This window comes from Pelotomaculum sp. FP (assembly GCF_004369245.1).
Taxonomy (GTDB): domain Bacteria; phylum Bacillota; class Desulfotomaculia; order Desulfotomaculales; family Pelotomaculaceae; genus Pelotomaculum_C; species Pelotomaculum_C schinkii.
On sequence record NZ_QFGB01000083.1, the window covers coordinates 1 to 14,202 of the forward strand.

The 14,202-nt window shown below is 46.1% G+C and carries 15 protein-coding genes and 2 riboswitches; of the genes, 2 read left to right on the forward strand and 13 right to left on the reverse strand.

Going from position 1 to position 14,202, the window contains the following annotated elements:
• Nucleotides 1-1,951: hemoblobin-interacting domain-containing protein (locus Psfp_RS19630; RefSeq protein WP_192895551.1), on the reverse strand; the 1,951-nt coding region annotated here is incomplete at its 3' end.
• On the opposite strand from Psfp_RS19630, the gene Psfp_RS21890 reads away from it, so the two are divergent.
• Entirely contained in the window at nt 1,935-2,348 is a 414-nt protein-coding gene (locus tag Psfp_RS21890; RefSeq protein ID WP_192895552.1) for a hypothetical protein, read from the forward strand. The genes Psfp_RS19630 and Psfp_RS21890 overlap by 17 nt on opposite strands.
• Here the strand turns inward: Psfp_RS21890 and Psfp_RS19635 are convergent.
• Nucleotides 2,324-4,435 (reverse strand): hypothetical protein, encoded by a 2,112-nt coding sequence (locus Psfp_RS19635; protein ID WP_134220211.1) that lies wholly within the window; start codon nt 4,433-4,435, stop codon nt 2,324-2,326. The two genes, Psfp_RS21890 and Psfp_RS19635, sit on opposite strands and share 25 nt — an antisense overlap.
• 7 nt (nt 4,436-4,442) lie before the next feature.
• A riboswitch (molybdenum cofactor riboswitch) is annotated at nt 4,443-4,557 on the reverse strand.
• A gap of 84 nt (nt 4,558-4,641) precedes the next feature.
• Between Psfp_RS19635 and Psfp_RS19640 the strand changes: the two genes are divergently transcribed.
• Complete coding sequence (locus Psfp_RS19640; RefSeq protein WP_134220212.1) at nt 4,642-4,899, forward strand: hypothetical protein; 258 nt, start codon at nt 4,642-4,644, stop codon at nt 4,897-4,899.
• A 675-nt stretch (nt 4,900-5,574) separates the two neighbouring features.
• Here Psfp_RS19640 and Psfp_RS19645 read toward each other — a convergent pair.
• From Psfp_RS19645 to Psfp_RS19690, 11 genes are all read right to left on the reverse strand, one after another.
• Entirely contained in the window at nt 5,575-6,411 is an 837-nt protein-coding gene (locus tag Psfp_RS19645; RefSeq protein ID WP_134220213.1) for a GGDEF domain-containing protein, read from the reverse strand.
• Nucleotides 6,411-6,764: a hypothetical protein gene (locus Psfp_RS19650; protein WP_243120819.1), complete on the reverse strand. Its 354-nt coding sequence runs from the start codon at nt 6,762-6,764 to the stop codon at nt 6,411-6,413. The genes Psfp_RS19645 and Psfp_RS19650 overlap by 1 nt, the downstream gene beginning before the upstream one ends.
• A gap of 143 nt (nt 6,765-6,907) precedes the next feature.
• Nucleotides 6,908-6,997, reverse strand: a riboswitch (cyclic di-GMP riboswitch).
• A 228-nt stretch (nt 6,998-7,225) separates the two neighbouring features.
• Complete coding sequence (locus Psfp_RS19655; protein ID WP_134220214.1) at nt 7,226-8,239, reverse strand: hypothetical protein; 1,014 nt, start codon at nt 8,237-8,239, stop codon at nt 7,226-7,228.
• 208 nt (nt 8,240-8,447) lie between these two features.
• Nucleotides 8,448-8,711 (reverse strand): hypothetical protein, encoded by a 264-nt coding sequence (locus Psfp_RS19660; protein ID WP_134220215.1) that lies wholly within the window; start codon nt 8,709-8,711, stop codon nt 8,448-8,450.
• A gap of 25 nt (nt 8,712-8,736) precedes the next feature.
• Entirely contained in the window at nt 8,737-9,198 is a 462-nt protein-coding gene (locus Psfp_RS19665) for a UPF0158 family protein (protein ID WP_134220216.1), read from the reverse strand.
• Between the two features lie 59 nt (nt 9,199-9,257).
• Nucleotides 9,258-9,566 (reverse strand): type II toxin-antitoxin system RelE/ParE family toxin, encoded by a 309-nt coding sequence (locus Psfp_RS19670; RefSeq protein WP_134220217.1) that lies wholly within the window; start codon nt 9,564-9,566, stop codon nt 9,258-9,260.
• A gap of 3 nt (nt 9,567-9,569) precedes the next feature.
• Nucleotides 9,570-9,857, reverse strand: a complete 288-nt coding sequence (locus tag Psfp_RS19675) for a type II toxin-antitoxin system Phd/YefM family antitoxin (protein WP_134220218.1) — start codon at nt 9,855-9,857, stop codon at nt 9,570-9,572.
• Nucleotides 9,858-10,333: 476 nt separating this feature from the next.
• The gene (locus Psfp_RS19680; RefSeq protein ID WP_134220219.1) at nt 10,334-10,978 is read right to left on the reverse strand and encodes a DUF6338 family protein; all 645 of its coding nucleotides are present in this window, start codon (nt 10,976-10,978) and stop codon (nt 10,334-10,336) included.
• 4 nt (nt 10,979-10,982) lie between these two features.
• The gene (locus Psfp_RS21895; protein ID WP_190240567.1) at nt 10,983-11,144 is read right to left on the reverse strand and encodes a hypothetical protein; all 162 of its coding nucleotides are present in this window, start codon (nt 11,142-11,144) and stop codon (nt 10,983-10,985) included.
• A 363-nt stretch (nt 11,145-11,507) separates the two neighbouring features.
• Nucleotides 11,508-12,572, reverse strand: coding sequence for an FAD-binding protein (locus Psfp_RS19685; protein WP_134220220.1), 1,065 nt, complete (start codon nt 12,570-12,572; stop codon nt 11,508-11,510).
• Nucleotides 12,573-12,858: 286 nt separating this feature from the next.
• A complete protein-coding gene (locus tag Psfp_RS19690) occupies nt 12,859-14,055 on the reverse strand; it encodes a M28 family peptidase (RefSeq protein ID WP_134220221.1) in 1,197 nt (398 codons plus the stop codon).
• Nucleotides 14,056-14,202 lie beyond the last annotated feature (147 nt).

Sequence of the window (14,202 nt, forward strand, 5' to 3'; positions counted from 1 at the left end):
CGGGCGTCCACTTGGCGTACAGCGTCACGTCGCCGGTCACCGTGTACGGGAAGCTGACCGCCGTTATCCAGGCTTCGTCGACATACCAGCCGTCGAAAACATGGTCTTCCTTCGCCGGATCGGCCGGGGCTTCTATGGTGGCTCCGGAGGCCGCTTTGACGGTGGTATAGGTGGCGCCGTCGCTAACAAAGGTTACGGTGTAAAGGGTTGTTGCTTCATTCATCCTCTGCGTTACCGTGGCGTCGCTGTAGCCGCTCGCCGCGACTGTGACGGTATAGTCGCCGGGCGCTGTAAACACGCCGGCGTCAATATTGATAGCGCCCGCGCTTATTGTGTACTGCCCGCCAGTCAGCGGCGTTGTGTTGACCGTGATCCCGCTGATGGCGCTGCGCCAGGCCTCATCGTCGCTAAAGGCGAGATACACCGCCTGTCCCACGGTGTTACCGGTCGTATCCGCGATCAACACTGGAGGCGTTAATTCACCCGGCCCCGCCGCCACGGTGATGGCGCCGGGAAGGGCGAGAGCGGGGACCACTGCGGCGTTTTCATCGCAAATAACCTGACTTCCCTGGGTGCTTACGGTGATGGGATAGACATCGCCCGCCACCGTGTCTTTAACATGAAATGTGAGTGTAAACAGCGTGCCTTCGGTCGCCGTGGTGTTGTAGAGATCATCCCAGGTTACGGTGTTGCCGGCAATGTTCTTTGTAAATGCCCCATCCTCCGAAGTGAGTATATCGCCTTTGGCGATGTCCGTTAATTCCAGGGCCCCGGCATCATAGCCGATGGTAAAGGCAAAGGCGGCAAAGCCGGGGTTGTTAGCGATGGTGACGGGCACCGTCACCGTGGCGCCGGGGGCGGCGCTGGCACTGCCTGTTGCGACCGTGGTATAGGCTTCGTCAGAGCTCACCGTGATCGTGGCTTTGTAGTTGTAGTGGGCATCAACATGGTTCGGCGCTACATCCCAATGGGTCAAGACCGTCTCATCGTCTCCGGCAGCATACTGATCGATCGACCAGCCAAGCTTATAGCCGGGATTGGCAGTGAAACCCAAAGTTAATCTGCTCCGTGCGGGATCAATGTAAAAGATGCCGCCGGCTCTTACCGCCGCAGTCGTCTCAAATCCAAATTCACTGAAATATGTGGAGACATCCCCCAAAGAGGGAAGCTCGTCGGTCAGGCCGGTGACGGCGCACTCAAAGGTATAGCAGACGTTGAGCTTGGCGGAGCAGGTTGGAGCAACCCCGCCGCCGGTGCTGTTAACGGTGATCGTATCCGTATAGGCGCCGGCGCTCAACCCTGCCTTGGGCGTTACCTCAAAGGTAGCGGTCGCACCGGCGGCCAACTCGGTGGCGGGAAGCGCGCCCACCGTGAAATTCGCGGTGCTTTCCGGCTGGGTGAGGGTGACGGCCGCATCGCTGGTATTGGTCACGGTGACAGTCTGTGCTGCAGGCGGCGTGGTGTAGCCCGCCCTCACAGGTCCAAAGTCAAGGCTCTCTGTTACGGAGATGGCAGGCGCGTCTTCGGCAACGATCACCTGGCCGTTGGAGAGCTCGAGGTGGTAATTTTCATTGACCAAATTCAGCTTGGCTACATCTGCGGGGGTTAGCGTATACCCGTCTGCGGCTGTGATATTGGTTGCTGTACCCGCAGAAACAGTATCAGCCGACAACAAAATGTTAATAGAGCTGCTCAAAGGGCCCGCAATTTTAATAGTATAGTAATTGTTAGCAACTACAATATTACCCGTAACATTAACGTTACTGTTGACGATAAGATTTGCTAGCCTGTTACCCGTGGCGGTACCATCTAGGGAAATAGCAGGCCCATAAGTATTTATCAGCGTAGTATTTGCGCCTAAGGTTAGTGTCGTCTCCCGACCCACCTCAATAATTCCTTTAGTTGTGGAATTTACGGCTGGAGACTGGTTTTCAATGATTATATCCGACAAAGAAAGCGAACCCGTCAAAACATTAACTGCACTCTTAGGTGAATTCGTAGGAGTGAAGCTATTATCTACAACGAACTTCGAATTATTATATCCCGACAATGACCAAGCTTCTGCACCACTGATTCTTAAATATTTAGTGCCGTTCAACGCGATATTGTCCCCGTCGTTAATAAGGGCTTTTGCGGCACTGAAGGAACCTACAGGGTCTGATTGCGTTCCTTCGGTTCCGTTTCCACTATATTGCAGGTATACGGTATTACCCGCCGCCCTAACGGCGGCGGGTAATACCAAGCATACCAAAACAATCAGTATTGCGCAGGATGTTATTGTTTGTTTTGCTTTATGCATATTCACTTTCCAATTATCCTTTCTTTATTCCAGCCAAATTTCTTCATAACCTTCATTGTATTCAAAACTGTGTCCACCCCCGTAATAGGTGAAATAGCCAGTCAAATCCTGGGTGACTCCCGTTGCTACAACTGTGCCACTGCTAGTGTCAGCGCAGTTGACTTTCAAGGAACTGGCGGGGACATACGTAGCGAAATTACCTGCATTTCCGACGGTGATACTCCTACCGGAATCAAGAAAGATATAATCGCCGGTACCGAAGGAAATGGCGGAGGTCGGCGAAATCGTGAGTGTACCGCCAGAGGACGGGCCGGTGCTCAATACAGCAATGCCGTTGCCGCCCAGGACGGAAGTATTGCCGGAGACCGTACCGCCGTTCATGGTAACGGAGCCGGTAAGTACACGGATGGCGGCGCCCTTGTTCATGGTTTTGTTGTTTTGCAGGGTCACGCCGGAACCGATGGTTACGCTGCCGCCTTCAACATTGATCAATGAAGCGTTGCCGGTGGTGGTCGAGTTGCCGTCGAGGGTGATAGTGCCCAGCGTCAACGAGCCGCTTTGAACGTCAAACAACGGGCCGTCATATACATAGCTGCGCGCAATCGTTTTGCCGCTGAGGCCTGATCCATAACTGTTGTAATCGCTGACAGGGATAGCGCTTTGAACACAGAGGTATGATTCGTAGACCGCTGCCGAGACTGCCGTTTCGAAGGAATTATACGGATTTGCAAAGGAACCGTCGCCACCGGCGGGAGCAGCGCTGTTATAATACACGGCTGAGCCGGCATAGGCGCTGTCGCTGCCGGTGCGCGAGGCGCCTGTCGGATAAGTGGAGAGGTCGGCCGGCGCAGTCGCGGGGAAAGTAAGGGCAGGATAGCTGCCGGACGTGCAGGTGAAGGCGTTGTCAAGATCTTCACTCCAGGGAGGTTCTTGGTTGATGTAATAGGAGATGTAGTAACCATTATATTGGGCCGTACTTTGCAATTGAGCGGCGCTCAGGTCATCCACATTGGTGGCGCTGTAGCTGGTTAATTGGCCGACATTGGTTATGGTGTCGATCCAGAAACAATTGTCCATTGACGTGGCGGATTCGGGCACACAGAGGGCGCCGTCGTAGTTAGGATTAGACGAGGCGTTTGCAAGAGAGCCACGATTGAGGCAATTGGCCATTTTGGCGTCGGCCGTTCCGTAACTGCTCAAAATGCCGACGATGCCGCCCATGCGGATGCCGTCAGCACCGATTGGGGCGCTAACCTGGGCATTGTTGAGGCAATTGCTGACATAAGCCTCGCAATAGCCAATGACGCCGCCACAGAAGGATTTATACGCGGTGCTGGCGCTGGTGACGGCACCCGTGTTCTGACAGTTGTCAACGTAAATCCTGCCGGATGCATTGGGGCAATAGGCGCCTCCGATGACGCCGCCCAGACGCTTGTTAGCCGATACGGTTTCAGTGTTTTGGCAGTATTGGACGAGAACCGGCGTGCCGCTGGTCTGCGTATTCTCAACAATACCAATGACGCCGCCAACATTAGAGGCATTAGAGGCGCTAATTGACACATCGCTTGTGCAGCAGACAACGCTGCTGTTGGTGTAGCCGATGACGCCGCCGATGGCGTTAATGCTGCTGGATGTGCTGATGGAACCTTCCACCGTCAGATTGCCGACGATGCCGCCGTTCACATACCCGAACAGTCCAACGCCGCTGGTGCTGGCGCTGGTAATGCTCAAACCGCTGATGGTATGGCCCCGTCCGTCAAAGACACCCGAGAAATACATTGTTCCGCTGGGGACGCCGGTGGTGCCGTTCCAACCACCAATTGGCGTCCAAGCGCCGGAGAGGGTGATGTCATTCGCCAGATAGAACGTACTGCCCGCGTAGTTTGTGCTGTTGTTGACATTAGTAGCCAGTGTGGCAAGGTCTGATGCCGAGTCGATGATGTATTCGCCCTGGGTGGTTTGGCCGGTGTAGTTTACGGCAGTTTCATAACTTGCCGATGCGCTCATAGGCAGGGCGAGGCATAACAGCAAAGCCAGGGACAACAATAGTAATAAAGAACGTTTCTTATTCATTGTTTTAGCTCCTTTCTTAATTTTTTTATTATTGTTTGCGAACCGTATCAGGTAACCATTCAAGTTTCAACTACCCTCCTTTTCCGCTCCTTCCAATACGGGAGGCATGGCCGTTTCCCGCCATACCCCGGCTCAGCGCCATGGCTCGCACTTTAGGCGGCTGAGTTTCAGAGCCATTTTTATTTTAAAAACCGCGGCGGTCTTAAACTCAGGATTAATCCAATGATGTAGACGATACCCCCTTTGCAATGCTCCTGATATGGCTTTCCTTGCCAATCACGGTAGGCGTGGCTGTTTCCGGCCATACCCTTTGTGGGCGGCTTTTACCGCCGGACCCGCTGTCATCGCTTGCCGCCTTAGGCTCTGCGGGCTTCGGAGCACTGGTCCGATGTTGGGGAACTTATCTTAAACCTGTTCATCCTGTCAGCCTGTCCGGCGGGACAAAAACGAACACCGGGTTTTCCGGATATATTTACCTGGGCAGATTACAACGGGCGCTTTTTTTGTTGGGGCATGGCCAGCTGTGAAATTATGCTTGACATGATGATGGAACAACCGGTCAACCAGAAGATATTTTGAAGGGATATGCTACATCAGAAGAGGAGGAATTCTTGCATGAACAAGCGACAGATAGCATTCAAATAAAACTTGTAAGTTTATCCAGCTCTATTTTACAACAGAATTAATTCTGTTACAATGTCTAAACTCAACAAAAATTAACAAAACATATGTTGATTTTTTTGTATATACTTACAAAAAACAATAAAACATTATATAACATTATGTAACATAACATTATTAAAGGCGGCCAAAAATTTACCTCAAACAACCTACGAAGTAATATTACCTATTTCGCTGAATTTTACGGTTATGTACGTGAGTCTACCTGGGGGCTGTGCAAAATTCCGTAATACCGGGTCAATGAAACCACAAATACCCTACATAGCCTGCTTTCTTCCGATCCGTTTCATGCGCCGGCGGCGATAACGATTATTACTTGTTGCCTGACTTGCCCTGAAAAACAAAAAAAAACGCGTTCTCCGCACTTCAAAGAAACGATCTCCGGATTTCCCGGAAAGAAGCGTACCCGCCGGACTGAAATACAAACAGGTCATGTTTCCCCAGCAGCATCCAAGACAGCTTCCTGATGAAAAAGTGCAAAAAGTCAGCGCTTTATTGAGATAAGGATTATCGGGTTCAATTTACTCTACGTATGTGATTTGTATACCCTTCTCTTTGGAAAGGGTACTGGCCAGGCTGGCCATATTTATTAAATTATCAACAGCAGTAGTAAGATAAGAGTCTGATGTACCGACCCTATGTCCTCTTGCTATACCGGCAACAATGGTTATCGGTACTCCACGCTCTTTTGTTGATACTTCTATTTTGTTAATTATCTTAATGGCCCATTCTCTAGAGCATTCAATATCTTCCGTGGTAACCGCCATAAATTCATCACCGGCATAACGCCCGGGAAAGTAAACACCATTTTCCGTACTTTCCGAAAGTAATCTTCCTATAATCTTCAGGCAGGTGTCTCCCCTGACGTGACCGTATTTTTTATTGATATCTCCGAAATTATTGATATCGAAGAAGATAATTGTTGCTTCCTTCCCATATTTAATAATATTTTCCACAAGGTACCTTAAATAAATTGTTTTTTTAAGGCCGGTTAACGTATCTTCATGCTTACTTGCCTCAGTCAGAAGGGTTTTTTTAGTGACAATCCCTACTAGTTTGCCGTTCTCTATTACAGGCAACCTTTCAACCTTTTTTTCTTCTATTAGATTAATTGCATCCCAAAGTGAAGTGTTTGGACAAATACATACCGGATTTTTGGACATAGCGTCTGCCACAATACGGTTCATATGAGAACGCCGGGTATCTCTTGAGGTAATAATTCCACACAGTTTACCGTCCTCCAAAACCGGAAGTCCGCCAACACAGTTTTTTTCCATTAATAAGACGGCTTGTGCGACACTGTCCAGAATATCAACCGTAATGACAGGGGTCCTCATATAATTAGAAATGCCGGACATCAGAGTTCCACCTCTAGATTAATTGCAAGTACAATGTCAACATGCGCTTTTAATAAAGTCGTTTCAGATGCGACCTTATTTGCTTCACCTAAAATAATATCCAGTAATCTTTCATTACTGATCATTCTTGATAGTGACTTGCGGACAACTACCGCTTCCAGAGGCCCTTCTTCAATAATATTTATTTCGTACTGACCAGGACACATTAAATCTACCGTTCTCTTTACAGCTTCCGGGCCTATGGGAGCCCTCCTCCCGATCAGCAACACATCCTGAATTGGTGGAATCTCAAACTCGCTTATTTTCATTGAAAATAGTGCTTTTCTTCCGGGAGCAACAGTTTCAGTATGCAAGTTGCAAACACCCCCTTTCTCTTATTTTTAAACAAAGTATTTAATTCCTTCATCAACTTATTAAGCTCGTTTAGCAAAAGGACATACCCCTTCCTGAGCTGTTCTAGAAAAGGGCGTAAAAAAAAAGAAATTACCAGACCATTTCTTGCAACCAGACAATCACCTCAGCCAAAACTGATAGAGACTCATAGCTTTGCGTCCCACCCTTTCGGAGTAGACTGTCCTTAAAAAACAGTTGGTATATTATTCCGAAAATATTTAGTAAATTATACAACTATGTATATACTTTTATCAACAGTCCTGAATCGAAATTGTCTTCGGGCCTGTCGCTTAGCGCAGATAAACGCATCCTCATTAAAAACGTCATAGAACTTTGTGGAGCGATTTATCAATAATCAGCCGGTACCCACAGGAAGGGGATTATCCCCCCTCCTCGGCCCGGATCTCTTTCGTTAAGTCTATTAATTTAATTGCGCTATTTTATCAAGCAAATCTTTAGCCTCTTTATCTTCACTCAGGTCATAGACCAATCCCAGGCAATACCTTGCCATATCGAACTGCTTATCTTCAAAAGCCTTTTTGCCCAGCGCTGCCGCGATTCCCAGCACGGGCTCGCTGGCGCCGACCTGGATGAAGTGCTCCTGTATGGTTTTAAGCACCGCCTCTTGGTCAGGCGGCTCTACTTTTTTGCCGGTTTTTTGAGAAATATAGAACAGTTCGGAGGCCACCGCATCGTTTTTTTCAAAATCGCTGCTCAAATGGTACATGTTGACGGCATCAGTATAGTTTTCTTTTTCAATAAAATAGAAGCCCATATTTCGGTAACACCTGGCTATCTCTTTTTTGGTAGTGGCAAAGGATAGCGCCTGCCTGGTCAAATTAAGATATTCATCAAGATCACCGGTCAGCTTATGGGCTTCTGCCAGCTGAAAATATGCATATAAATTTACCGGGTTGCACCTGACCGCCTGGTTCAGCGCCTGTATGGCAGCCTTCATATTGTGTTCCTGCATATAAAGGAATCCGCGGATGATATACATATCACTGAAATCATAGGGCGCCGGTTTAAAGTTTTTCGTTGGCTTGAAAAAATGCTGATAAAGATATGCTTGAAACATGTTTTTAAAGCTAAAATAATCATTCTCTTGATCTGCCTCAAGAAAGTCCTCACAGAACCGGATCAAAGAGTCCATCATGACTGTGGCTTTTTGATATTGTTTTGTTGAAACCAGGTATCTAACCTCATCATACAATACGTCTATGCGCTTACCATCTTTGTAGAAATCTGATGCGACCGGTACCTTCTGCTCTTCAGGCAAAGTATCGTACAGGAGCCTTCCTATGGCGCGCAAAATATCCTTTGACAGCTCATGAGACTTGTAGATATCAGCCTGTTCCCTTAAATATGGTACATCTTTTTCACTGTTTCCGGTCAACCCGCTGGTGATCCTGGCAAGTATCTTTTCGTATTCCATGACTGACCTCCAAAGTTAAGTTGTCGACGATTGACTAGCCTGTTGCCTTTCTTATTCAGATATTCGTCTAAAAAAACTCAAAACCTCCACTGTGTTATTTTAAATTTAGAAACTGGACTTACACCTTGCTAAAACAAAAAAAATACGGGTTTGAGCAATCCAGAGCAGTAAGGCCATTCACCCCGGCACCCGGGCCTTACTGCAGTTTTTACTCCTCAAGGGATGTAACAGATTCAGGGGAGTATTCCTTCTTTAATAGCCTTTTCCTTTTGGCTTTTTCCTGGCGTTCCTCGTACAGTTCCCGGATCCACTCGTGGACCGGAGCCTTCCACCGCTGTGTCTTATTAGGAATGTTTTCGATCAGTTTTCTGGGGTTTAATCCCATCTCTTTCGCCATTCGGACCGTTTCCACGTTAAGACGGCATTTCTTTTTTGCTTCTGCCCATTCGACATCCTTTTTATTATTGACCACTACAAATCAGCGCTCCCATGGTAAATTATTTATACTTGATTTCATTATCCTCACACCATTCAATTGCGATTTGTTTGATCGCTTCGTCCCGATACTTGTACCAATCATCCTCGATATGATATCTGTGAATATTGTCTTTGAACCTTCGGAAAGCACCGCTTCCTATAATTGAACTGCACATAATATTTTGCAGTTTATCGTCATCGATAGACAGGCAAAAGCTTTCCATAATGTTATACTCATGGATATCAAATTCTGTTGGTAAGGAAATGTAATAGTCTTCTTCCAATATTTCCTGGGCTATCACTATATTTTCACGCTGCCAATCAGGAAATTTCTCAAGTGACTTATCTTCTTCCGCCGCCCGGAACTCTTCATCAGTAATTGATACCACTTCTCCAGTTTTCAAGTTTAAAAAAGATCTCATCTGGTCAGATTGGAACTCCATTCCTCGAATTATTTCGTCTAAGTTGACAACAATAGCCATATAATCCACCTCGCTATAGGTTGTGACACAAGATTGAAAGAAATAGAATACTAACTTATTTATTCAAAATCAATGTCTTGCATACGAAAGAGCTTAGCAGCATTAAAAATTTGCAGAATAAATACTTTCTCCTTACGAACCGTATAAACCAGACGATAATTTTTGTGGATTATCTCCCGGATTTGGGAATGCCCTACTTCCGGTACTATCCTGCCCCTATCCGGGAAATCCGGTATACTCCGGCATACGGCGAGAAACTCATCCGCAAACCTAATCGCATTTTCCATGCTATCCCGGGCAATATACTCCGTTATCTCCTGGATATCCAAAGCAGCCTGTTTAGTAAGAAAAAACCTTTTCTGAAACATTTGCTATTTACCATCAGCCATTCTGCTTTTTAAGCCCTGGAAAAAATCTTCCCCTTCTACAACTTGCCCGGACTCAGTGTCCCGCAATCCCGCCACAAGTCCCTTCATAAAGCGCAACTCCTCCAATTTTCGCTGGTACTCTTCCACAGACTCAAGCACGGCGGCGGGCCGGCCATGCTGCGTCAAAATAATCGTACGGCGGTTTTTCTTTAACCTTTCAAGAATTTCAGAAGTATTGGCGCGGAATTCGGTAACTGGCTGAATATCAGTAGTCAAATCCAGGGTTTCCATAAGATTGCCTCCAAAGTCTTTTTAAAATAATTATAAAGGACATTTAAAAGACCTGCAACAATCCCTCTTTTGTTGTTACGGGTTGATATTATTTGCCGGCAAGACCATATCAGTGGGATACCATAGCAATTTAAAGAACTCATTAACCCGATAGTATGAAATGGAGATAATAATTTTCCTGCAAACTACACCAAATGATGAAATAATTATTTTCAATACCATAAATGCCTCCAAAATGTGTTGTCATTTCGGAGGCATTTTTATTGTTTTTTAAAATTTGAACCCATGTTGTGAACCAGTGAGCACAAAATCATTTTTACAGATAACATTGCCCCTTGTCCTGGCTCGATGGACGGGTACCCTCAGGGGGAGGCTCATGCTTTTTAACGTATGTATCAATGATTTTTACTTCTGTTTTTTTATCGTTTTTTTCGTCCATAGAAATCACCAGTAAGTATTTCTTCCCAAATCAGCTGCTAATTATTCAATGGTATTTCGGTGATCTCTACCAGGTTATACGCATCGAGGTTTACAACCACACCGGTATCCTCTCCTAAACTTAGCTTCTCGTTCCGCTCCGAGTCCAGATATACCACATTTTTAAGGTATACCTCCCGGGGGCTGGTACCCACTGAATCCATGTCCAGGTATCCTTCCAGGTAGGTGTTACTGTCGATCCGGATCGTAAGCCAGTAACCGCTGCTGGCTATCTCCCTTGAAAACAACCGAAAGAAGATATTGGGCGGTTCAACAGCTTTTCCGAAGCGTCGTAAAAACTTGTCAAGCATGTTGCTGCGGTAAAACTTGGAATAAGCCAACCCCCACGAAATACTAACAGCAGCAACCGCTAATACGGATAATAACGGAGTCCAGTTATTTTTCAACGCCAATCTTTTTAACGCCTGGATATTAACTGCATCAGCCCCCAAAAACAAAACAATCAAGGGGTAGATTATCACGTAAATAGCCATCGAATGGAGCAGGCTTTGGTACAACTCCAACTGACGGCTATCCGGCTTTTTCCCCCTTGACACCATTGAGTTAAATACTAGCTGTGACAGCAGACCGGGTATTACCAGCAACAGGCTAAAAAATAAAGAATCCAGCTTAATCTCCGACATGTTTTTATCCGGCTGCTTTAGCAGTCTTTTTGGGGTCAGAAACTATCCCTTCAGGCGATTTTTTTAAACTTGGACGGGACGCCTCTACCGTCTGCTTGCTCTTAGCAGGGTGTTTTTTGACATAGGTCTCAATAATTCTGATAGAATTTCTTTCAACCTGATCCATAAAAACACCTCCTTTAGTTAATATTACCTTTAAAGAAGGCTAAAATCAACCATTATTGTAAGGTAGAAGTCTTCTTCTAACCGTCCTTTTCCAAGAAATATGAATAACCAGGTACCAGGACTAAAGCGTCATCACTGGCATGTCCAACAAAGATGTTCACCATTTCCATAAAGGCCTTATTAATTAGCCCCAACATCAACAATGGCTAATGCTTCGGTCAGCGTTGTTCATGGTAACCAATATGTAAAGATTTTCAGGCAGACACAGTTCGACGGCGAATTATTACAGTGGCTGGCCGCCGAAACCATATCACACTGGCTGCAACAACTGCCATGCTCAGTCTAATTATGTAGAGTGCCCGGTTTATTTGCGTATACTCATACTAGAGAGTCCTGATTTCATAACCATCTTCCTTATTAGTGTGTTGTACATAAAAGGTGATTTTAAATTCTTCTGAAATATGTTTAGTCTCAGACCTTTGGTGTTTTTATGATACTCAGATATAGGGCTTTCTGAATTGGCATCTATACTATCGGCTAAGGCAATCGCGCTCCTGAACGCGTAACTAAGGCCCTCTGCCGATGTGGGACTAATCCAGCCTGCCGCTTCACCAATTAATAATACGTTGTCTCTCCCGATAAATATTTGTTTTGCATTTTGCGGTCTTAACAGGAAAGCTCCATTCTTTTTATTGCTTTCGTTAAGCTCAAAACCGAGATTAATCATTCTTTTTTTGAGCAAATCAAACTTCCGGCTTACGTTCTCTTTTGGTGTAATGGCAGCTCCAACGATGAGAAAATTATCTTTCGGGATGGACCAGGAATAAAAATCCGATATGTCATTATCAAATATCGCTGAGTAATACGGTTGATTCTGCTTTACCGAAAACCATTCCTGCACGGTTATATACGTCTTTTGAAAAGTGCTGCCTGTTAATTGCCTCCGCAACAGGGAGTTGGCGCCGTCAGCTCCCACCAGGAATTTGGTTTTTTCAGTGTATCTCTTTCCGTCAAATTGAAAACTGATATCGATTTTTCTCCCATCCATTTCATAGGACTTGAATAACACCCCGCAACGGATATCAACAGTTGATGGGATAAGGGACACAAGCCAGCTGTCAAACTTCTCCCTGTCAATATTTATATAATGCCTTTGGTAATATCTCTCCATCTTATTCTGAACGTCAATTGTTCTCACGGTAAATAGCTGTGGGCCGACCAATACTTCTCCAGGGACTCCCAAACCAAGTTTCCCCAGCATACGTTGAGCATCCGGAGCGATTAGTCCGCCGCAACATTTCTCGAAAGAACCTTCTCTTGGAGATATCAGCTCGCGCCGGTCCAGCACCAGTACTTTATACTTGCTGCCAAGAAGTCTTGCTAAAGTAGCGCCGGCAGGTCCGGCTCCAATTATCGTAATGTCATACATTTTTTTGCTCCTCGTCTTGCTAAAGAGAATGCTCTCCTCACCTCATGGATGAATATTAAAAATTTCACCTTTTGGATTGAATTTAGCTTCTGCATCCAGCTTGACAATATCATACACAGGTATTGTATTATTCAACCTCTTTAAATCCTTAGACGCCACATCATCTTCACTACCAACTATGACAGCAACATCTACAATTAAAACAGAAAATCTATCACTTACCTTCCTGCTTTTGTCTTGTCGCTATCCAAAAGCATTCTTACAGCCTCGTCTATATATTGCACGCCTACCTTTTTTGCTCCAGCATCAAAATAACATCACGTATAAGGGTTGCCGTTTGTTCAATTTTTCGGTTGTCCAGGATATCCGGGGTGTCGTTTTCGGTGTGAGTAATCTTACCTAAAAGCCCCATAACCTCATTACTTGTAAAAGCCAGGGTCGTAATTCCCAGCGGCCAGAAAAAGCCGTGGTCGCTTTCGTAAAACTGCCCGCTAACAAAGTCTCCATACCTTTTGGCTGTATTCATTATGTTATCCTGCAGTTTTTCGGGGCATCCGAAAAAGGTTATGGAGGTTTGTGTTTCTTTAAATCCTATGCCATCAATGTTAATCGCCGCGGCAATGTTTTGCGGCGGATATTCCTTGGTGTATAAAGCGTCTCCCGGAAACCAGCTATCTTCGCCGCCGTAGGCCACAAATTCTATATTGTGTTTGGCTTCCACCTGTTTTAGATACCGGCCGATTAACAGCAAGGCCGAAATACCGGCAGCGTTGTCCATAGCTCCCGGCGTGGCGGGATTTGTATCATAATGGGCGCAGATCACAATTTTTTTACCACTATTGCCGGGCCGCCGTCCAATCACGTTGGAACCGTAGCTTTCTCTTCTGGCGCTGACTATTTTGAGCCTGCCCTTGAGGCCGGCATTTTGTACCACGAACAGCCCGTCCTGCCTGGATACCGTAACGGACGGAATGGATAATTCACTGTCTTCAAGCAGTACCGGGCGGGGTCTGTCATAGTGGTTTACGGTAATAATCGCGCCGGGTTTCATATTTTCCAGGAGTTCCATAAAGCGGTCCTGGCTTTCAACCACGTAATAACGGCGGTCAAAGTTCTTGGGCAAAAAACTGGAAGAAGCTATATCTCCATATACAACCGCAATATTATTTGTCACATCAAGACGGCTGAGATCTTCGATTGACGAAACCGGAACCAGTTTGGCTTCCACATCACATGAAGGCGAGAAAGTATTCACCGCCGCAGGTACCCTTTTTCCCCCCACTGTCAATTCGCTGTAAAAATCCCGCCAATCAGGACAAGGGTATTTCTGTAAAACCACATCAAACCCCGCCATTTTCATTTCCCCGGCAATGAAATCCGCTGCCGCCAGGTGCGCTAAAGAACCGGCGGGACGTGCCCCGATCTCAACAGACAGCCTGTTAATGCAATGTTCCACATACCCTTTCTGATTGAAATTGGCCATAAAAAAACCCTCCTTGTACCCAATGTCATTAAGATAAGGCCAAGGCCATACCCGCAGCACAAAAGAGCAGAGTATCAAAAGGTACCCTGCTTTTTTTCGTTAAAAAATTGGAGAAATTTCAGAAAAACACTTGACAAAACGTAAAAA